A 20,729-nucleotide genomic window follows, 5' to 3' on the forward strand; every position below is an offset into this window, starting at 1 on the left:
TCAGTTTTTGCGCCAGACGGGCAGGCCGGTAACGTCCAGTTGTTCGTCGCGCTCCCAGACCGGCAGGCCGCTGGCGTCGGTCGGCTCGAGCAATTCGAGCTGTTCCTGCCGGACCGGGACGCGGCGCACGCGGGGCGCGGGCGGCACCCTGGGTTCCGGCTCCATCGGTTCGGCCGGGCCGAAACCGGGCAGGTCGAGCGTCGCGTTGTCTTTCTTGTCTCTCATCGTGTGGCGTGCAAAAACAAAAGCCCGGCTTTGGCAGTCGGGCTTTTCATCTGAAGCGGCGCGCAGTGTAACACAGCGCCAACCTTTTGTGCGGCAGGCCTTCAGCGCGGGGAGCGCCGCGCCGGACCTGTCCCGCGCCCGCGAAAAATGCGCTCGCGCCGCCAATCCTTGCCATGATCGGGCGCCTGCCGAAGCCGGCTGCCGGTATCGCATCCTGCCTGTCCTATAATGTGGCTTTTTTATTAATACCAGAAGGCTGGCCACAGGCACCGTAGACAAGATGACGAAACCGATCCCGCGGGACGATACCCGCGACACCTTCGTCATCGAAGGCGTCATCACCGGGCTCCAGGTGGCCCTCGACAGGGAAGCGCTGTTCGCGCAAATTCCCCCGCACGGCCCGGCCGGCGGTGCCGCGGCCAGGCCCGATGCGGTGCCGGGCGATCTGCGCGGCCAGCTCGCGGCGGCCGCGTCAATCCTGTATTACAACGAGGACACCGAATACTTCGTCTGCCTGATCGGCCAGCAGGTTGTGTATGGCGAATTTGGTGGCGCGAGCAAGTTGCCGGTCGGTCGACAAGTCAGGGCCGTGGTCGAGAAGTGCGAGGGCGTGCTGGTCGCGCATGGCATCCTCAGCGGCGATACAGGCCTGGTGTGGGTGCGTTGCCCGCGCGGCAGCGCGGCCGAGAACAGGGCCGGCTTCCAGCTCGCCTGGTGGCTCTTCTGCTTTGCCATGGCCGGCCTGGCCGCCTGCGTGTTCCTCATCGGCGTCCCGCTCGGGATGGGCAAGCTTGAAACCCTGGCATGGGGCGCGGTCGTCGCGGCCGCGCTGTGCTTCGGCATGGCGGCGTGGGACAGTACCTCCGGGCCGGAGATCCCCGGCTCGGCTACCGACATCTTCCGCAAGCTGGGCTTTGCCGATCCCGGTCATGTGGACCTGAACAGCTACCAGTACAGCATCGTGCATGGTCATGCACTGGTGCGCGGCACGGAGACGCGCGCCCACTATGCGGATATCCACTGCTACCAGCGGGCCGTCGAGGATGGGAAGGTGAAACTGGCGCATTAGCCGGGCGCCGCGCCACGCGCAGGAAGTTTGCAAATGCGCTTTGCAAAAGCGGTTTGCCAATGCAGCCAGCCCATGAAAAAACCGCCGGCTCCATCACTGGGAACCGGCGGTTCTTTGAATCTGGTTGCGGGGACAGGATTTGAACCTGTGACCTTCGGGTTATGAGCCCGACGAGCTGCCAGACTGCTCCACCCCGCGTCTGAGGCAAGAATTATATATCCCACCGTCTTTTTTTGCAAGCCTGCATCGCGAATGCCGGAACGACAGTCTTCACGGCAGGACATTTTGCTGGCTCGGCAGAAAAATTGCCAAAATTCGGGGACAGGAAGGGGTACTGCCATGCATGGCAGTACCGCTACGCCGGCGAGGAGCGATGCTCCTCGAAACTCCGGCTACGCCCCCGAATTTTGGCAACATAAATAAAATCAACGGGTTGACTACATTTTCCCTCTGCCGGGCTGGTTGTAAAACAACCAAATTTTCAGACGGTGGTCAGGCCGCGCCGAGGCGCCACAGCGATGTCACCTCGGCCGCCCGCGCCGCATGCAGCGGATCTTCGGCATCGCCGGCCTTCGGGTGCACGGGCTTGGCGTCCTGCCGGCCCAGCACCACCAGGCCGGCCTGGGCGATCCACTCGAGCAGCTGTTCGCGTGGCCGCAGGCCCAGGTGTTCCGCCAGGTCGGACAGGATCAGCCAGCCTTCGCCGCCTTCCGCGAGGTGGTCCTTCAGGCCGGCCAGGAAGCCCTTGAGCATCCGGCTGTCCGGGTCAAACACGGCATGCTCGATCGACGAACTGGGCCGCGCAGGTACCCACGGCGGATTGCAGACGACGAGCGGCGCGCGGCCGGGCGGGAACAGGTCGGCCTCCAGCAGCTCGACCTGCTCATCCAGGTCCAGGCGGGCGATGTTGTCGCGCGCGCAGGACAGGGCGCGGCGGTCCATGTCGGTGGCGACCACGCGGGGCACGCCACGGCGCGCCAGCACGGCACTCAGCACGCCCGTACCGGCACCGATATCGAAGGCCACGGTGGTTTTCTTTGGCAGCGGCGTTTCCGCCACCAGCTGCACGTATTCCCCGCGCACGGGCGAGAACACGCCGTAGTGCGGGTGGATGCGGGCGCCGAGCGCGGGGATCTCGACGCCGGTCTTGCGCCACTCATGGGCGCCCACGAGGCCCAGCAGCTCGCGCAGCGAGATCACGAACGCATCCTCGCCACGGCCATAGGCTTCGTTGCAGGCCAGTTTCACCTCCGGCGCACGGCGCAGCGGAATCGTGTAGCCGGGCTCGAACGGGATCAGCAGCATCGCCAGCGTGCGGGCGCGCTGCGATTGGGCCTGCCGGTGCAGGTGGAACGCTTCGACCGGCGTGGCCGGCGCTTTCGGCGCCTTCCGCTTCGGCTTGCCATGCTTGCCGTCGGCGCGGCGCGCCAGCGCCTGCAGCAGCTGGCGTGCGTTCTGGAAATCACCGCGCCACAGCAGCGCCGTGCCTTCGCAGGCGAGGCGGTACGCCGTGTCGGCATTCAGCGTGTCGTCGGCCACCACCACGCGCTTCGGCGGCGGCATGCCCGCCTCCGAGTGCCAGCGGGCGGAACGGTCGGTTCCTTGTTCGGTCCAGTGGAGGAGGGTGGTTTCCATGTTCGTCTTTTCAGTGGTGGTAAACGGCGAAACCGCCTGCACGGCGGTTTCGAACGGTGGCGCGTATTATAGCCGGTCAGGCTTCGTCGGCCGGCGGCGGCGTGGTCGAGATCGTCAGCGGGATGTCGCTGGCGGACGATGGCGCCGGCGCATCCGTCGGCACCTTGATCGGCATCTGCGTCTTGCCCGTCGCCTCGGCCGGTTCGGACGCGCCCGGCGGGCTCGTTGAGATCGTCAGCGGGATGTCGCTGGCGGACGACGGCGCCGGCGCATCCGTCGGCACCTTGATCGGCATCTGCGTCTTGCCCGTTGCCTCGGCCGCGCCGGCGGGGGGCGGCGGCGTGGTGGAGATCGTTGGTGGAATGCCGCTCGCGGATGACGGCGCTGGCGCGTCCGTCGGCACCTTGATTGGCATCTGCGTCTTGTCCGTTGCCCCGGCCGCCGATTCCGCCGCATAGGCCTTCACGGGCGACATCGGCTCATAGATGTCGAGCGACTGCGTGTTCTTGATGAGCTGCATCAGGCGCACCGACAGGTTGCCCAGCACATCGCCATTCGCGCCATCCTTCACGTCGCCGGAAACCTGCTTGTCCATCAGCTTGAACAGGTCGCCCAGGCTGCCCGGCCACTCGATCTCGGGCATGTCGAACGTCGGCAAGGCGGTCGGCTTGTCGCCGCCGGTGCGCGCTTCCCGCCCGACGTCGCGACCAGCTTCTTCCTTGGCGGCGAAAGCGGATGACATCGATGCCTCGTACCGCACTTCGACCTCGAACTCGTATTTCGAGCCGTCAGCCAGCGTGATGGTGCCCGTGCCGAGGAAGTGCGAGTTTTCGTTGAGGCTGAACGCGCCCGCCTTGCCCACGCCATTGGCACCTTCGGCACGCGCCATGCCGGCCGACATCGACGACGACGCTTCCAGCGAGACGGAATCAAAGGCGATCGTGGCGCCCTTGGCATCATCGCCCAGCAACTGCTGGGCGAACTTGCCGAGGAAGTTCTGCGCCAGGTCGATCGTGTTGTTGCCGAGGGAGTCGATGCGCTGCTGCAAGTCAACGGCGCCGGACGACAGCGCGACATTGCTGCGGGTTTTCTCGGCCGCCTGCGTTTGCACGGCATTGTTGTTGCCGCGAGCCGGCTGCTGCGTCGAACCGGCAAGGCCGGTGTTCTGGTACTGGCGGGTGCCGAGTGGAGTAAGCGAAGACATGGGCTGGCCTCTTGTTTCGTCGATATCCCCCTGCAACGGCATTCCAGCCGATTACTTGAGGAAATCAGTGATGGTGGGTCCACAGGCCGTTCGAGGCCAGGTACGCCTGCACGGCGTCCGGCTGCCCGACCGCATGCAGTTTTACTTCGCCGCATGCGCACACGCCCGAATACGGGGTGATGTGCGAGCAGGCGGATACTTTCTGGACGGTCACTTTAACCGCCTTGGCGCATTTCGCGCATTTGAACGTCAGGGTGCGTGGTGCTTTGAACATGATTTCAACAACGGATAACGATAAGCCTTCATTCTAGCAGGCGACGCTTACATGGCTGCGGCCGCCTGCACCGGGCTGCACGAGGATCCGCGTGGCGATCCGTTCCGTCATTTCCTGCACGTGCGAGATCACGCCCACCTTGCGGCCCATCGCCTGCAAATTGTCGAGCGCATCCATCGCCACCCGCAGCGTTTCCGCATCGAGGCTGCCGAAGCCTTCGTCGATGAACAGCGACTCCACGCGCACGCGGTTCGACGACAGCGAGGCCAGTCCGAGCGCCAGCGCCAGCGAGACGAGGAACGATTCGCCGCCGGACAGCGAATGCACCGAGCGCAGGTCGTCGCCCATGTGCAGGTCGCGCACCAGCAGGCCCAGCGACGGTTGCGACGGGTTGTCGATGCGCAGCAACTGGTAGCGGGGCGCCAGCTGGCGCAGGTGGGCGTTGGCATAGCCGAGCAGCACGTCGAGCGTGAATTGCTGGGCGTAATTGCGGAATTTCTTGCCATCGGCGGAACCGATCAGATCCGCCAGCCGTGCCCAGCGCCGCTCGCTGTCTTCCTGCCGCTCCAGGTCGGCCAGCATGGCGCTGGCGCGGCGACGCCGTTCGTCATCGTGCGCCAGCGCCCCTTTCAGCGCCGAGGCCTGCTCTTGCGCAACGCGGCGCTCGGCCGCCAGTGCATCGAGCGCCTCGCGCAATGCCTGGGCGCCGCCTTCCACGCTGGCGGGCGCGCTGGCCCGATGCTGCGCCAGCTGCGCTTCGCGCTCGCGCAGCACGGCCAGCGCTTCCGCCACCGCATTGTCCAGCGCCTGCAAGGCGAGCCGTTCGGCGCGGATCGCTTCCTGCGGATGGGCGAGCAGGGCCAGCAGCTCGTCCACAGTCGCGACGCCGGCAACGGGCGCCGCGAACAGGTCCGGCTCGGCATGGGCCGCGCTGAAGGCCTCGAGCCATTCGGTCAGCCTGTGATGGGCGACACCAGCCGCCTCTTCCAGCTCGGTGGCGCGGCGCCGCGCATGCGCCAGTGCCTCTTCGCTGCGGGCGCGCTGCTGGGCCGCCTGCTGGCCGGCCTCCTGCTGCGCGCGCAAGGTTGCGTGCGCCGAGTCGCAGGCGGCGCGCAGCCGCGCTTCCACTTCGCCCACCGGCGCACCATTCCACAACGCCATGCGCTGCGCACGCGCCGCCTGCAATGCCTCGTCCGCCGCCAGGAACGCGGCGCGGGCGGCCTGCTCGTCGACGGCCACCCTGGCGTGCGCTTCCTGCAGCGCCGCCAGTTCGATATCGAGCGCGGCGATCTTCGCCGCCCGCTCGTCGATCTCGGCATGCTGTTTTTGCCACTGGCGGCTCTCGGCCTGGCGCAGCGCATGGAAATGTTCCGGGTCCTGGCGCCAGTGATCTTTCCAGCCCTCGGCGCCGTCCGGCGCGTCGGCAAAGGCGGCATCGAGATCGTCCAGCAGCGCGTCGAGATGGTGGGCGGCATCGATGTGCTGCGATTGCAGTGCCTCGGCCTGGGCTTGCGCCTGCGCCAGCGCCGTCGTGGCGGTGGCCAGGCTGGCCTGGCCGCGCGCCTGCTCCGCGCCCGCACGTTCGCAAGCCAGCTGGGCGCGGTCGCGCACGGTGCCGGCCTGGCGCAATGCCTGTTCTTCGCGCGTTACGTCCTGCAGCGCGGTGGCGACATCGGCGATGCGGGCGGACAGCCAGGCAGCGCGGTCGGCCGTGGCCACCGCCTCGACCGGATTCTTGTCGTCCCCGAGCGCCGCCACGGCGATATGCCAGCGGCCTGTCAGCGCGGCGATGGCTGGTGCCAGCGCGGCCAGCTCGTCGCGCACCTGGGCCAGCCGGGCCGCGCTCGACGTGGCCAGCGCGCGTTGCGCGGCTTCGTGGCCGATCAGGCGATCCTGTTCCGCGCGCCACTGCGCCACGTCGGCACGCAGGGCATCGAGCATGCCGCGCAGCCGGTCGTTGCCGTGATACGGGTGCTCGACCGATCCGCACACCGGGCAGGGCGCGCCGTCCTCCAGCGTGGCGCGCAACTGCTCGACGCTTTCGCCGCACGCCGCCTCTGCCAGCGCCAGCGCGCGCTCGGCCTGCGCCAGCGCCGCCTTGCCGGCCGCAAGGTCGCTGGCGGCTTTGCCGGCCAGCGCCTGCGCATCGGCGCGGGCATGGTCCAGCTGCGCCGCCTGGGCCGACAGTGCCGCATGGCGTTCGTTCCGGGCCGCCAGGTCCAGCCACGTGCGCTCGCCTTCGGCCAGGGCGGTGCGGCGCGCTTCCAGCACCGCGCGCCGCATGCCCAGCGCCTCGGCATCGAACGCGGCCAGGGCCGCCAGCGCGGCGGCCCGTTCCGCCTCGGCCACGTGCAGTTTTTCGGCCGCGCCCGCCAGTCCCGCCTGCGCGGCGATTTCCTCGTCGCGGTGCCGGCTGGCGCGGCGCTGCGCGTCGGCCAGTTTCGCGGCGATCGCCGCGCCGTGGCTGGCGGCGCGGCCCGCTTGCGTAAACAGTTCTTCCCAGCGCGGCCACTGCTGGCCCAGCACGGCCCAGTGCCGGTGGGCTTCCAGCCACGTGTGACCATAGTCCTGGGCGGCGACGAGGTTGCGCCGCTCGTTGCGCTTGTCGGACAGCGCTGCCGCCGCTCCCGTCACGGCCGCCACGGCCGCATCGCGCGCGGCGCGCGCTTGCGCGTGCTGCGGCTGCATCGCTTCGATGCGCGCATCCAGCGCCTTTGCCCGGTCCAGCTGCGGCCCGCCGTCCCGCCGTGCCGCCTCGGCCGCTTCCACGCCCGCGGCGGCCTGTTGCTGCGCGGCGGCCGCGGCCTGCTGCGCGTGTTGCGCCGCTTCGGCTTCCGCCTGGCAGCGGGCGATGGCGGCGCGCGCCCCGGCCGTCTCGAGCGCCACGCGTTGCACGGCGTCGTGCAGCGGCCGTGCTTCCTGTACCGCATCGAGCTTGTCGAGCGCCGCGCGGCGTGGCGCCGCCGCCGCCACGTCGGCGATGCGCGCCTGCCGTGCCGCTTCCGCTGCGGCGATGCCGTCCGCCAGCCGCGCCGCCCCGTCGTGCCAGCGCAGGTCGGTTTCCAGCGCGACCTTGCGACCATCGAGCACGGCCAACGCCGCATCGGCCTCGCGGGCCTGTGCTTCCACCTGCGCGCGCTCGTCGCCGGACAGCGGCTTCTGGTCCGCCAGCCGCGCGTGCATCCGCTGCAGCGCTTGCGCTTCGAGCTTGTGGCGCTCGTGCGCACGGCGCGACAGGTCGCTGTAGATCGTGCTGCCGGTCAGCGTTTCCAGCAGCAGGCCGCGCTCGTCGTCCTGCGCCTTCAGGAACGTGGCGAACTCGTTCTGTGCCAGCAGCACGGCGCGCGTGAACTGGTCGAAGTTCAAGCCGATGCGCGCCTCGATTTCCGCCTTCACCTCGGTCTTGGTGCCGCCGATCGGGTGCAGTTCGGGCAGGCGGTGCAGCGTCATCGCCGTCGGTTGCAGCGCGCCCGTGGCCTTCGTGCGGGAGCGGCGCACGCTCCAGCGCGCGCGGTACGGTATGCCGTCGCTGCCCACGAAATCGACTTCCGCGTAGCCTTCCGGCGTGCCGCGGCGCAGCAGCGTGCGCGGGTCATCCGAGCCGATCGGATCGCCCACCTCCGGCGTCTTGCCGCGCGCGTGCACGAGGCGTGGCGTGCGGTCGTACAGGGCCAGGCACAGCGCATCGAGCAGCGTGCTCTTGCCTGCGCCGGTGGGGCCGCTGATCGCGAACAGGCCGGCATCGGCCAACGGTGCGCTGCCGAAATCGACGGAGAATTCGTCCGCCAGCGAGGCCAGGTTGCGCCCGCCAATCCGCAGGATCCTCATCGGGCAGGCTCCGCCAGCAGCAGTTCGGCAAACGCGCTCATCTGGTCATCCGGCGCGGCACTGCCGAATTTTTGCTGGTACAGGCGGGCGAACACGTCTTCGGGCCGCAGTTGCGCAAGCTGGTCCAGCGACACGGCCGCGTCGTCCAGCGAGCCGCCCCGCTGGCTGCTGCTCGTCTCGATCTTCGCCAGGCGTACGTGCTTGCCTTCCAGGGCCGCCTCGATGCGGGCCCGCAGGCCGGGCTCCGGCGCATCGAGGCGCACCCGCACTTCCAGGTAGGGCTGGGCATAGGCGGGCGCCAGCGGAAAGTCGAGCGCTTCCAGTGCGTCCAGCACCTGTTCCAGCGGCGCGGGCCGGGTCGGCACGCGCAGCAGGTGCACCGCGCGCGGCACCGGGATCGGCACCGTTTCGCGCAACGCCTGGCCATCGAGGTCGATGCGCAGGACCTGGTGCTGGTAATGCACTTCGGAGAACGACAGCGGCAGCGGGCTGCCGCAATAGCGGATGTGGGCGTGGCGGCCGATCTGCTGCGCCAGGTGCAGGTGGCCCAGCGCGGCATACGCGATGGATGGGCCGAAGATGCCGGCCGGCAGCATCTCGGTGCCACCGATGACGATGCGGCGTTCGGAGTCGGCCGAGATCTGGCCATCCACCATGTGGCAATGGCCCATGGCCACGATCGCCTGGCTGCCCTGGCGCAGCGATTCCGCATGCGCCAGCGCCTGGCGATACAGCTCGGCGATGCCGGCCAGGTAGGGATCGCCGCCGTCCGCCACGCGCGGCACGTCGGCAGGGCGCAGGAACGGCACCGCCAGGCACCACGCGGCCACGGCCCCGTCGCGGTTCGTCAGCGGGTGCACGAGGCGCGTGACGTCGATCGCGCCGCCGGCGTCGCGCTCGACATTGCCGACGACGCGCGTGCCCAGTTCCTCGAGCAGGGGGCCGGGCGCGTCGATGCGGCCAGGCGAATCGTGGTTGCCCGCCACCAGCATGATGTCGAGCCCTGGCGCCGCCTGCTTTGCCTGCCGCAGGAACCGGTACAGCTGGCGCTGCGACGCCGCGGACGGGTTGGCATTGTCGAACACGTCGCCGGCGATCAGCAGCGCGTCGACCTGTTCGGCCACGATGGTATCCAGCAGCCAGTCGAGGAAGCACTGGTGCTCGTAATGCCGGTCGAAATTGTGGAGCGACTGGCCCAGGTGCCAGTCGGAGGTGTGCAGCAGGCGCATGAAGTTACCGGACGATGCGGGGGCGGGGAAGCGCGACAGTGTAGCGCATCGCGGCCGCGGCGGGTAGCGCGCTCCCCGCCGTTGTCCGTCGGAGCAAGCCGCTCAGGCTGCGTTGGCGCGGCGGCGCCAGGCCACGCCGGCCAGCAGCGCCAGCCCGCCGCCCAGCATCGCGTAGGTGGCCGGCTCCGGCACGGCCAGCGCCAGGTGGTAGTCGAAGCGCTGGGCGCGGCCCGTCGCATCGCCCAGCTGCACCAGGCTGCCGTCCGGTCCCAGCGACCAGTCGGTGATCGAAAAGCCCTTCGTCAGCGGGTCCGCGTAATACGCGGTGGCCGGCTGCAGCACCGATCCGATCGCGAACTGGTCGGCCCCGAGGAAGACATATTGCTGGATGGTGGCGAGGTCGCCCGCCGTCGACGGGTCGAAACTGATGCTCTGGTAGAAGCGTTTCGTCGTGCGGCCCGCCCCGTCGGTGTCGGACAGGATCTGCGAGCTGACCTGGCCGGTCCCGTCCAGGCTGTACAACTGCCCGTCCAGGCGCAGCGAAATCTGCAGCGCCGCGCCGGTGGCGCTCATCCAGTTGTTGTCCGCGCTGGACAGGACATTGCCGCTGTCGAACATGCTGGTCACCGTCAGTTCGAATACGCGGCTGCCCAGCACGTCGCCTTGCGGGAAGAAACCGGGCAGGTTGAATGTCCCCGCCGGGCCCGAGGTGCGGGTCGTGATCGTGTAGGTATCGGCGGCCGCACCGGCACAGGCCAGCGCGGCCAGCAGGGCCGCGCTGCCACGCAGCATCGGCAAACGAAAAGTGTGAAGTGCATGCATCATTATGTTCCTGACGGTCGGGCCGCGGGCGGCAATGCCGTGGAAGTGTACGGTGCCCGGCTGTGAGGTGGCGCACTGTAGCGGCCTGTACGGCCGGCCACGCTGCCCGGATGCGCCCGGCGGGAAAGTTCTTTAGAATGGCTCGCCGCGGCCATGACGAATGCGAGCGAAGGATGCACCTTGACAGAATTGACACCGACGTTGCCATGTGGGACGCTGCAACCATGACAGCGGGCCGCGTCTTGCTCCCGCTGCCACCGGCGCCCGACCGCATCGTCGGCGCCGACGGGCTGCCGGTGCTGGGCCGCCACGCCGGCATCCTGCGCGGCTGCGACTGGGAACGGCTGGCGCCGCCGTATGTCCGCGGCCGGCTGTGGCGCCGGCTGCATCACAAGCGCTGGCATTATGCGGCCCTGTCGGCCGAGGGCATGTTCTGCGCCGTCGCCATCGTCGACCTGGGCTGGATGAGCACCTGCTTCGCCTATGCGTTCGAACGTGGCGACGGCGACATGCTGGCCAATTTCTCGCAGGACGGCTTGCCGGGCCGTCTTTCCGCCGCGGTGGCCGCGGATGGCACCGGCAACAGCACGTTCTCGCGCCGTGGCGTGTCCATCGACCTGGGGCCGGCCGGGCTGTCGCTGCGCAGCCCCTGGCTGGAAATCGACGCAAGCTTCGGCGCCGCGGCGGCGCCGGCGCTGGTGGCATCGGGCATCGTCAAGGGCGGCGGCGTGCATGCCACGCAAAAGACCGGCGGGCTGGCGCTCGAAGGCGAGGTGCGCACCTGGCGCGGCGAGTACCCGCTGCATGGCGGTACCGCCAGCATCGATTATTCGAATGGTTTGCTGGCCCGGCGCACCGCGTGGCGATGGGCCTCCGGCCATGCCGCCGATATCGGTTTCAACCTGCAGGCCGGCTATTTCGGCGCCAGCGAGAACGCACTGTGGCTCGATGGCGGGCTGTTCCCGCTGGGGCCGGCGCACTTCGTCCACGCCGCCGACGATCCGATGGAGCCCTGGCGCATGTTCACCGAAGATGACTGCCTCGACCTGATCTTCACGCCTGTCGCCGCCCGGCGCGAGGAGCGCAATCTGCGCATCGCCGAGAGCCGCTACGTACAGCCGTTCGGCACGTTTTCCGGCTGGGTGCGCAGCACGCCGGATGCGCCGAAGCGGATGGTGGGCCACCTGGCCGGCGTCGCGGAACAACACCTGGTGCGCTGGTGACGCCATGAGCATCCGCCACCTGGACCGCCTCTTCGAACCGCGCTCGGTGGCGGTGATCGGCGCCTCGCGCCGGCCCGGGCGGATCGGCACCACCGTTCTGGACAACATGGCCGCCAGCGGCTTCGCCGGCGCGCTGTGGCCCGTCAACCCGAAGTACGACACGCTGCTCGGCATTCCCTGCCACGCCAGGGTGGCCGCGCTGCCGGCGGCGCCCGATCTCGCGGTCATCTGCACGCCGGCGGACACGGTGGCGGCCCTGGTGGCCGAACTGGGCGCCCTCGGCACGCGGGCGGTGATCGTCCTGGTGGCGCTGTCGCCGGCCCAGCGCGCGGCCATGCTGAAAGCGGCGCGGCCGCACCTGTTGCGCATCCTCGGCCCCGGCGGCATCGGCCTGATCGGCCCCGCCGCCGGCATCAACGCCAGCGTCGCGCATACCGGCGCGCGGCCGGGCCGCACGGCGTTCGTGTCGCAGTCCGGCATGCTCATGACGGCCGTGCTGGACTGGGCGCGCCAGCACCAGATCGGATTTTCGCGCGTGGTATCGGTGGGCGAGGGCGGCGACGTCGACGTGGCCGACCTGCTCGACTGGCTGGCCGGCGATGCCGATACACAGGCGATCGTGCTGCACATCGAAAGCGTGACGGATGCGCGCAAGTTCATGTCGGCGGCGCGCATCGCCGCGCGCGGCAAGCCCGTGGTGGTGCTGAAGTCGGGCCGCGGCGCAGGAAGCGACGGTGCCGAGGACCGCGTGGTGGATGCGGCGATCCGGCGCGCCGGCATGCTGCGCGTGTATTCGTCGGCCGACCTGTTCGACGCAGTGCAGACGGTGGCGCGCGCGCGCCCGCTGCCGGGCGAACGGCTGGCCGTCGTCAGCAACGCCGCCAGCCTGGGCCTGCTGGCCACCGATGCGCTGGCGTGGACGGGCGGCACGCTGGCGCCGCTGTCGCCCGCGACGCTGCGCGCGCTGAAACCCGCGATGGCCGATGGCGTGGCCCCCGCCAACCCCCTCGACATCGGCACCCGGGCCGATGCCGCGCGCCACCTGGCGGCGGTGCGGGCGCTGCTCGACGAACCGCAGGCCGACGCGCTGCTGCTGGTGCACGTGCCCACGCCGGCGGCCGGCAGCAGCGACGTGGCGCGGGCGCTGGTGCCCTTGGTGCGCGCCGCGCGCCAGACCGTGCTGTCATGCTGGCTGGGCGGCGACGAGGCGACCGAAGCGAGGAGCGTGTTCGCCGATGCCGGCCTGGCCACCTACGACACGCCGGAAAAGGCGGTGCGGGCATTCCGGCAGATCGTGCAATACCGGCGCAATCAGGCATTGCTGATCGAGGTGCCCGCCGGGGTGCCGGCCGCGGGCGAGCCGGAACGGGCGGCGGCGCGCGCCATCGTCGCCGCGGCGCGCCACGCCGGGCGGTCGTCGCTGGACGACGGCGAATGCACCACCGTGCTGGCCGCCTATGGCGTGCAATGTGAGACAAACGGCGGGGCAAACGGCGGGGCGGCGCAGGAGTGGGAGGCCGGCACCGCCCCGCAGCTGCGCATCGCCGTGCATATGGACCCCGTGTTCGGCCCGGCCCTCGAGTTCGGGCTGGGCGGCGCGGCGGGCCAGGTGGCGCGCGACCGGGCCGCCGGCCTGCCGCCGTTGAACATGGTGCTGGCGCGGGACATCGTCGCGCGTACCCGCGCCGGTGCCGCGCTGACGGCGCCCGATGCGGTCTGCCGCGCGCTGGTGCAGGTGGCCGACCTGGTGACCGACCTGGGCGAGGTGATGGCGCTGGAACTCGACCCGGTGCGGGTTGGGGAAGGGGGCGCGGTCGCGCTGCGTGCCCGCATCGTGCTTGGTCCGCCGCGGCCGGAATCGGCGATGGCGATCCGCCCCTATCCGCAAGCGCTGGCCGAAACGGTCGACTGGCAGGGCGGCCCGCTGGTGCTGCGGCCGATCCGGCCCGAGGATGCCCCGGCGCACGTGCGGTTCTTCGCGGCGCTGGACCCGGACGACGTGCGCCTGCGCTTCTTTTCCGCGCTGCGCGAATTGCCGCCGGCCCAGCTGGCGAGGCTGACGCAGATCGACTACGACCGCGCGATGGCGTTCATCGCCACCCGGCCCGGTCCCGGCGGGCAGCCGGAAACCCTGGGCGTGGTGCGGGCCGTGGCTGATCCGGACAACCGGCGCGCCGACTTCGCGATCGTCGTGCGTTCCGACTTGAAAGGCAAGGGCCTGGGCGTGATCCTGTTCGGCAAGCTGGTCGACTATTTCCGCGCGCGCGGCACCGGCAGCCTGACCGGGGATGCGCTGGCGGAAAACGTGGGGGTGCAGAAACTGGTGCACCGCTTCGGCGGCACGGTGCAGCCGGGGAGCGAGCCGGGCATCGTGTTGCTGACCATCCCATTGCATGGGAAAACATCCTAGCCTGGTCGGAAACTCCGCAGCCAACCTTGCGCTTTGTCAAAGCGGCCATGTCGGTCTTATTTACACTTTGAACTTCCGCGTTTTGCGACGCTATGAAAATACCAATACCGGGAGACAGAATGTTAACGGCCACTTATACGTTGGTTGCGCTGTCCGTCGAACAGGCCCATATTCGACTCAGCCTGCTTTCATTCCAGAAATATGTGCAATCGACGCTGACCCGCCAGCAGACACTGACGCTGGCCCAGCTTGAATACGCATGCGAAACGCTGGAACGCCTGTACCAGGCGTGCAGCTGGCGCAAGGTGGAGCTGTACCTGATCCCGGCCTTGCGCCAGGCAACCCAGCGCGCCGACCAGTTGCTCGACGAATTGTCGCGCCTGAATGGCATGGCGCTCGACGTGGTGCGCCGCCTGAAGGAAGGTGCGCAGCAGGGGGAGGCGCGCGGCGAAGGACAGGGCGCCGGGCACGTTTCGGCCTTTTGCGATGCGCTCGACAGCTTTTGCACGACGTTGCTGCAACGGCTGGAAAAAGAAGAGCAGGAATTGTTCGCCATCGCCCGCAGCGCGATCTGTGGCGATGCCTGGTTTGCCATCGCCAACAAGTTGCTGGCGCATGATGCGCAGGTTGCCGAGGCCCGCCGCAGCGTGCCCGATGCCGACGTGATCTCGCTCGTGCCGCGGCTGGCGCCACCGGCCGAACCGGTGGCCACGATCGACATCCAGATGCCCGCCGTGCGCGACCGCGCGCGCGACCGTGCACGCAATCCCGTGATCCTGCGCGCCGCGGGAGGAGACTGACCCCGGCCGTGGCACCCGCAACCCGGCCGCCGCGCACGCCGGCGCACGGCCAGTCGCGCCGCCGGCACAGCAGGTCGCAACGCCGCTCGACGCGGTGCTGCGCTATGATGGCGTTTTTGATCCATCCATAGCACATCATGTTCGAATTCCTCTTCAAGCGGCCCGGCGACAAGGGCAACGATCCGCAGGCCGCGCAGGGGCAGAATGCGGAGGCCGGCCGCGGCGACAAAGGCAATGGCAAGAGCGATGGCGGCGGCCAGGGAGGCGACGACAAGGAAGCGCGCCGCGCCGAGCAGGCCGCGCGGGCCCGGTCGCTGGACGGCGACGAGGCCGCGGCCGTGGCGCTGATCCTGCAGAGCGAGTTTGCCGACGTGCGGCTCGCCGCGGCCGAGCATGTCGTCTCGCAGGCCGCGCTCGAGCAGGTGCACGGTGCCGTCCGCAACACGGACCGCCGCGTGGCGAAGCTGATGCAGGGCCGGCTCGATGCGATCCGCCACCGCCAGATGGAGCAGCGCCAGGCCGAAGCGACCATCACGCAGGCGCAGCGCCTGCTGCAGGATGAGAAGCTGACGCCGAACCAGGTCGCCGACCTGGACCGCCTGTGGAAAGTGATCGATGCCCCGCCGCAACTGGCCGCCGAGTTCGACCGCCTGCGTGCGGCGCTGAGCGCGCGCCTGGAAGCGCAGGTCGCCCTGCAGCGCGCGGCGATCGACGCGCTGGCCGCATTGCGCAAGCTTGCCGCCGCCCCCGGCACCGGCGAGGAGGCGCTGCAGGAACTGGAGCGCCTGGCCGCCGAGCACGCCGCGCGGCTGACCTCTCCCGAGCATGCGTCGCTGCCGCGCCACTTGCTGCCGGACACGGAAGCGGCGCTGGAAGCGGCGCGCGCCGCGCTGGTGCGCCCGGCGGTTGCGGCGGTCGAGCCGGCGCCGGTCTCGGCTGCCTCGACCGCATCCGCTGCGCCGGAACCCTCGTCATCTCCGCTGGCTGAATCTTCCTCCGCCGTGGCAGGGACTGAACAGGATGCCGCGGCAGGCAGTGCCGGGGCGCCTGAGGCAACAACCGAACAGGGCACTGGCGGCGATGCCGTGGAGGCCCAGCCGGCACCGGCATCGGCACCGGCCCGGCCGCCGAAGGAAAAGAAAGTCACGCCGGCCGACCGCGAGGCCAATGAACGCTTCATGGCGCTGGTGGATGCGATGGAAGCGGCGCTGGCCCAGGGCCAGTTGCATACCGCGGCCGAACACGACAAGACGCTGAAGGACAGCAAGACCGGCCGGCTGACGGCCCAGCAATCGGAGCGCCTGGCACATGTGCGCGCCGAGTTCAAGCGCTTGGCGGCCTGGGCCCGCTGGGGCGGTAACGTGTCCCGCGAGGAACTGGTGCATGCCGTCGAGGAATTGCCGGCGCAAAACCTGTCGATGAGCGAGCTGGCCAAGAAAGTCAGCGCGATGCGCGAACGGTGGAAGTCGCTGGACAGCGTGTCCGGTGCGGCGCCGAAGAGCCTGTGGGAAAAATTCGACGCCGCCTGCACGGCGGCCTACGCGCCGGCCGCGGCGCATTTCCGCCACCTGGCCGATGAGCGCCATGCCAACGCCGCCAAGGCGCAGGCCATGGTCGACGAAGTCCATGCGCTGATCGCCGACTCGCCGGCCGCGCGCGAAGACTGGCGCAGCCTGGCATCGAGCTCGCAGCGCCTGCGCCAGGCGTGGAGCCGGCTGGGCACGATCGACCGCAAGGACAAGAAGCGCCTCGACACGGCATTCGGCAAGGCGATGGAAACGCTGATGGCGCCGCTCGAGGAGCAGCGCAGGATCGAGGTGGCGCGCCGCGAACAGCTGATCGAGGAAGTCTACAAGCTCGACCCGGCCGAACGCCACACGGTGGACACGCTGCGCGGCTTGCAGGAAGCCTGGCAGGGGCATGCGAAGGCGCTGCCGCTGGAGCGCCGCCAGGAACAGGCGCTGTGGCAGAAATTCCGTGCCGCCTGCGACACGATCTTTGCCAAGCGAAAGGAATCGGCCCACGCGGCCGACCACGAGCGCAAGGCCCACCTGCACGCGCGCGAAGCGATCTGCGCGCAACTGGAAAGCTTTGTACCGGAAGGCGACGACAAGGCGCGCCAGGGGGCGATCGGCAAGGCGCTGCGCGAGGCGGCCACGGCCTGGCATGCCAGCGGGCCCGTGCCGCGCGCCGCCGAGGCGCGCATCGAGGGGCGTTACCGCGCCGCGGTGGCCAAACTGCAGGGCGAGGCGGATGCGGTGCGCAAGCGCGCCGGTGCCGCCCAGGCCAACGCGCTGCGCGACAAGCTGCGCCTCGTGCAGGCGCTGGAACACGCCGTGGCCGCGCCCGGCCCGGTCGACGTGGACGAGTGGAAAGGCCGCTGGGCCGCGCTGCCGCCGCTGCCGGCCGAACAGGAGCGCACGCTGCACGGCCGCTTCGACGCCGCGCTGGCCGCTGCCGGCGCCGAGGCGGGCGCACGCGGCGCCTATGCCGGCACGCTGGAAGCGAACCGTTCGCGGCTGCTGGCCGAGGTGCTGCGCCAGGAAATCGTCGCCGGCATCGACAGCGGCGCCGAATTCGCGCGCGACCGCCTCAAGACGCAGGTCGAGGTGTTGCAGGATTCGTTGAAGTCCGGGCACAAGGCCGGCGGTGGCGGCGGCGGCGCCGCGCAGGCAGCCCAGCTCGTGCAGCTGTGCGCGTTGCCCGCGCTGCTCGACGACCGCACGGCCAGCCGCATCGAGGCGCTGTTCCGCCGCATTGGCGCGGAGGGCCGATGAGTTCGCAGGAAAGCAGTATGCCGGCAGGCAGCCCGCGGCCGGGCAGGGTCCGCGTGCAGCACGAGGATTTCGACCTCACCGCCGAGGTGGCGCGGCTGCGCGCCGGCAATCCGAAAGTGGGTGCCGTCGTCACGTTCGTCGGTACCGTGCGCGACCTGAACGACGGCGCGCAGGTGGCCGCGATGGAGCTCGAGCATTACCCGGGCATGACGGAACAGTCGATCGACCGCATCATCGATGCCGCCTGCGCCCGCTGGCCCGTGGCCGATGCGGTGGTGATCCACCGCGTGGGGCCGCTGCTGCCGCGCGACCAGATCGTGCTGGTGGCGGTCACATCGGCCCACCGCGGCGAGGCCTTTGCCGCGTGCGAATTCATCATCGATTACCTGAAGACCGAGGCGCCGTTCTGGAAAAAGGAAGAGACGCCGGAGGGCGCGCGCTGGGTCGATGCGCGCGTCTCCGACGACGCGGCGCTGGACAAGTGGTCGCGTTGATGGCCGGCAGGGCAGGGCAACGCCCTGTCCAATGCCCTGGCGACCGCTCTTTCAACGGTATTGCTTGAAATAGTGCTTTCGCATCCGCACTTTATCGTTAGATAAAATTTGGAGCGAAACACCATGCGTCAAGACAAACTCACAACAAAACTTCAGGAAGCACTCGCCGACGCCCAGAGCCTGGCCGTCGGCAACGACAACCCCTACATCGAACCTGTGCACCTGCTGACGGCCCTGCTGAACCAGGACGACAGCAGCACGCGCTCGCTGCTGCAGCGTTCCGGCGTCAACGTCGGCGGCCTGTCGGCCGCCCTGAAAGGGGCGATCGAGCGCTTGCCGAAAGTCTCGGGCACCGGCGGCAACGTGCAGGTCAGCCGGGAATTCGTCGGCATGCTCAACCTCGCCGACCGCGAGGCGCAGAAGCGCGGCGACCAGTTCGTGTCCAGCGAGATGGTGCTGCTGGCGCTGGCGGACGACAAATCCGACGCGGGGCGGCTGGCGAAGGAGAACGGCCTGTCGCGCAAGTCGCTGGAAAGCGCGATCGATGCGGTGCGCGGCGGCGGCAAGGTCGATTCGCAGGAAGCGGAAGGCCAGCGCGAAGCGCTGAAGAAATACACGATGGACCTTACCGAGCGGGCACGCCAGGGCAAGCTCGACCCGGTGATCGGCCGCGACGACGAGATCCGCCGCGCCATCCAGGTGCTGCAGCGCCGCACCAAGAACAACCCCGTGCTGATCGGCGAACCGGGCGTGGGCAAGACGGCGATCGTCGAGGGCCTGGCCCAGCGCATCGTCAACAACGAGGTGCCCGATTCCCTGCGCGGCAAGCGCGTGCTGTCGCTGGACATGGCGGCGCTGCTGGCCGGCGCCAAGTACCGCGGTGAGTTCGAGGAACGGCTGAAATCCGTGCTGAACGAACTGGCCAAGGATGAAGGCCAGACCATCGTATTCATCGACGAGCTGCACACCATGGTGGGGGCCGGCAAGGCCGAGGGCGCGATGGATGCCGGCAACATGCTGAAACCCGCGCTGGCGCGCGGCGAACTGCATTGCGTGGGCGCCACCACGCTCGACGAGTACCGCAAGTACATCGAGAAGGATGCCGCGCTGGAGCGCCGCTTCCAGAAGATCCTCGTCGACGAGCCGACCGTGGAAGCGACGATCGCGATCCTGCGCGGCCTGCAGGACAAGTACGAGCTGCACCACAAGGTGGAGATCACGGACCCGGCGATCATCGCGGCGGCGGAACTGTCGCACCGCTACATCACCGACCGCTTCCTGCCGGACAAGGCGATCGACCTGATCGACGAGGCGGCGTCGAAGATCAAGATCGAGATCGATTCGAAACCCGAGGTGATGGACAAGCTGGAACGCCGCCTGATCCAGCTGAAGATCGAGAAGGAAGCCGTCAAGCGCGAGAAGGACGAAGGCTCGCGCAAGCGGCTCGACCTGATCGACGAGGAAATCGCCAAGCTGCAGCGCGAGTACAACGACTTCGAGGAAGTGCTGAAGGCCGAGAAGGCCAGTGTGCAGGGCACCACGCACATCAAGGAAGAAATCGAGCGCATCCGCCAGGAGATGGAGGAAGCCACGCGCGCGTCGAACTGGCAGCGGGTGTCCGAGCTCCAGTATGGCCGGCTGCCCGAGCTGGAAGCGCAGCTGAAGCAGGCAGAGTCGGGCAACAGCGGCGGCGAGGAAGGCAAGGACAAGCCGAAGCTGCTGCGCACGCAGGTGGGTGCCGAGGAAATCGCCGAAGTCGTGTCGCGCGCGACCGGCATTCCCGTGTCGCGCATGATGCAGGGCGAGCGCGACAAGCTGCTGCACATCGAGGAAAAGCTGCACGAGCGCGTGGTGGGGCAGGACGAGGCGATCAACGCGGTGGCCGATGCGATCCGGCGCTCGCGCGCCGGGCTGGCGGATCCGAACCGGCCCTACGGCTCGTTCATGTTCCTGGGCCCGACGGGCGTCGGCAAGACGGAGCTGTCGAAGGCGCTGGCCGCCTTCCTGTTCGATACCGAGGATTCGCTGATCCGCATCGACATGAGCGAATTCATGGAGAAGCATTCGGTGGCCCGCCTGATCGGCGCGCCGCCGGGCTACGTGGGCTACGACGAGGGCGGCTACCTGACCGAAGCCGTGCGCCGCAAGCCCTACAGCGTGATCCTGCTCGATGAAGTGGAAAAGGCCCACCACGACGTGTTCAATGTGCTGCTGCAGGTGCTCGACGACGGCCGCATGACGGATGGCCAGGGCCGCACCGTGGACTTCAAGAACACGGTGATCATCATGACGTCGAACCTGGGTTCGCAAAAGATCCAGTCGATGGACGACTCGGACCCGGGCGTGGTGAAGCTGGCCGTGATGGCCGAGGTGCGCGGCCATTTCCGCCCCGAATTCATCAACCGGATCGACGAGATCGTGGTATTCCACGGCCTGGACGACAAGAATATCGGCGCGATCGCGAAGATCCAGCTGCAGATCCTGGAGCAGCGCCTGAAACGGATGGAAATGGACCTGCAGGTCAGCGACGCGGCCCTGCAGAAGATCGCCGAAGCGGGCTACGACCCGGTGTATGGCGCGCGGCCGCTGAAGCGGGCAATCCAGCAGCAGATCGAGAATCCGCTGTCGAAGCTGATCCTGGAAGGGCGCATCAAGCCGAAGGACACCATCCGCGTCGATGCGCGCGATGGTGGCCTCGTGTTCAATGCGGACGGCAAGGTCGACATCGTCAAGCAGTAG

The 20,729-nt window shown here is 69.1% G+C and carries 14 protein-coding genes and 1 tRNA gene; 7 read left to right on the plus strand and 8 right to left on the minus strand.

Annotated elements, in window-relative coordinates; genetic code table 11:
- Nucleotides 1–225 carry a hypothetical protein gene (locus tag EWM63_RS21950; protein WP_130188434.1) on the minus strand — a complete coding sequence of 75 codons (225 nt, stop codon included), beginning with the start codon at nucleotides 223–225 and terminating at the stop codon, nucleotides 1–3.
- Nucleotides 226–505: 280 nt separating this feature from the next.
- Here EWM63_RS21950 and EWM63_RS21955 point away from each other — a divergent pair, with 280 nt between their 5' ends.
- Nucleotides 506–1,294 carry a hypothetical protein gene (locus EWM63_RS21955; RefSeq protein ID WP_130188435.1) on the plus strand — a complete coding sequence of 263 codons (789 nt, stop codon included), beginning with the start codon at nucleotides 506–508 and terminating at the stop codon, nucleotides 1,292–1,294.
- A 121-nt stretch (nucleotides 1,295–1,415) separates the two neighbouring features.
- On the opposite strand, the gene EWM63_RS21960 is transcribed toward EWM63_RS21955, so the two are convergent.
- From EWM63_RS21960 to EWM63_RS21990, 7 genes are all read right to left on the minus strand, one after another.
- Nucleotides 1,416–1,492: transfer RNA gene (locus EWM63_RS21960), tRNA-Met, on the minus strand.
- Between the two features lie 294 nt (nucleotides 1,493–1,786).
- Nucleotides 1,787–2,929, minus strand: coding sequence for a methyltransferase (locus EWM63_RS21965; RefSeq protein WP_130188436.1), 1,143 nt, complete (start codon nucleotides 2,927–2,929; stop codon nucleotides 1,787–1,789).
- 76 nt (nucleotides 2,930–3,005) lie between these two features.
- Entirely contained in the window at nucleotides 3,006–4,133 is a 1,128-nt protein-coding gene (locus EWM63_RS21970) for a hypothetical protein (protein WP_130188437.1), read from the minus strand.
- Between the two features lie 64 nt (nucleotides 4,134–4,197).
- Nucleotides 4,198–4,407, minus strand: coding sequence for a hypothetical protein (locus EWM63_RS21975; protein WP_130188438.1), 210 nt, complete (start codon nucleotides 4,405–4,407; stop codon nucleotides 4,198–4,200).
- Nucleotides 4,408–4,440: 33 nt separating this feature from the next.
- A complete protein-coding gene (locus EWM63_RS21980) occupies nucleotides 4,441–8,235 on the minus strand; it encodes an AAA family ATPase (RefSeq protein ID WP_130188439.1) in 3,795 nt (1,264 codons plus the stop codon).
- Nucleotides 8,232–9,464, minus strand: a complete 1,233-nt coding sequence (locus EWM63_RS21985) for an exonuclease SbcCD subunit D C-terminal domain-containing protein (protein ID WP_130188440.1) — start codon at nucleotides 9,462–9,464, stop codon at nucleotides 8,232–8,234. The genes EWM63_RS21980 and EWM63_RS21985 overlap by 4 nt, the downstream gene beginning before the upstream one ends.
- 102 nt (nucleotides 9,465–9,566) lie before the next feature.
- On the minus strand, nucleotides 9,567–10,289 hold the full coding sequence (locus tag EWM63_RS21990) for a PEP-CTERM sorting domain-containing protein (RefSeq protein ID WP_229487423.1): 723 nt from the start codon (nucleotides 10,287–10,289) through the stop codon (nucleotides 9,567–9,569).
- A 221-nt stretch (nucleotides 10,290–10,510) separates the two neighbouring features.
- On the opposite strand from EWM63_RS21990, the gene EWM63_RS21995 reads away from it, so the two are divergent.
- The 6 genes from EWM63_RS21995 (at nucleotide 10,511) to clpB (ending at nucleotide 20,729) form a co-directional block, all read left to right on the plus strand.
- Nucleotides 10,511–11,509, plus strand: coding sequence for a DUF2804 domain-containing protein (locus EWM63_RS21995; RefSeq protein WP_130188441.1), 999 nt, complete (start codon nucleotides 10,511–10,513; stop codon nucleotides 11,507–11,509).
- A 4-nt stretch (nucleotides 11,510–11,513) separates the two neighbouring features.
- Nucleotides 11,514–13,919, plus strand: a complete 2,406-nt coding sequence (locus tag EWM63_RS22000) for a bifunctional acetate--CoA ligase family protein/GNAT family N-acetyltransferase (protein ID WP_130188442.1) — start codon at nucleotides 11,514–11,516, stop codon at nucleotides 13,917–13,919.
- A 119-nt stretch (nucleotides 13,920–14,038) separates the two neighbouring features.
- Nucleotides 14,039–14,719, plus strand: coding sequence for a hemerythrin domain-containing protein (locus EWM63_RS22005; RefSeq protein ID WP_130188443.1), 681 nt, complete (start codon nucleotides 14,039–14,041; stop codon nucleotides 14,717–14,719).
- A gap of 137 nt (nucleotides 14,720–14,856) precedes the next feature.
- Nucleotides 14,857–17,496, plus strand: a complete 2,640-nt coding sequence (locus tag EWM63_RS22010) for a DUF349 domain-containing protein (RefSeq protein ID WP_130188444.1) — start codon at nucleotides 14,857–14,859, stop codon at nucleotides 17,494–17,496.
- Complete coding sequence (moaE, locus tag EWM63_RS22015) at nucleotides 17,493–17,990, plus strand: molybdopterin synthase catalytic subunit MoaE (RefSeq protein WP_229487424.1); 498 nt, start codon at nucleotides 17,493–17,495, stop codon at nucleotides 17,988–17,990. The genes EWM63_RS22010 and moaE overlap by 4 nt, the downstream gene beginning before the upstream one ends.
- Before the next feature lie 123 nt (nucleotides 17,991–18,113).
- Nucleotides 18,114–20,729, plus strand: a complete 2,616-nt coding sequence (gene clpB, locus EWM63_RS22020) for an ATP-dependent chaperone ClpB (protein WP_130188445.1) — start codon at nucleotides 18,114–18,116, stop codon at nucleotides 20,727–20,729.

Source organism: Pseudoduganella lutea, from assembly GCF_004209755.1.
Lineage (GTDB): Bacteria > Pseudomonadota > Gammaproteobacteria > Burkholderiales > Burkholderiaceae_D > Rugamonas > Rugamonas lutea.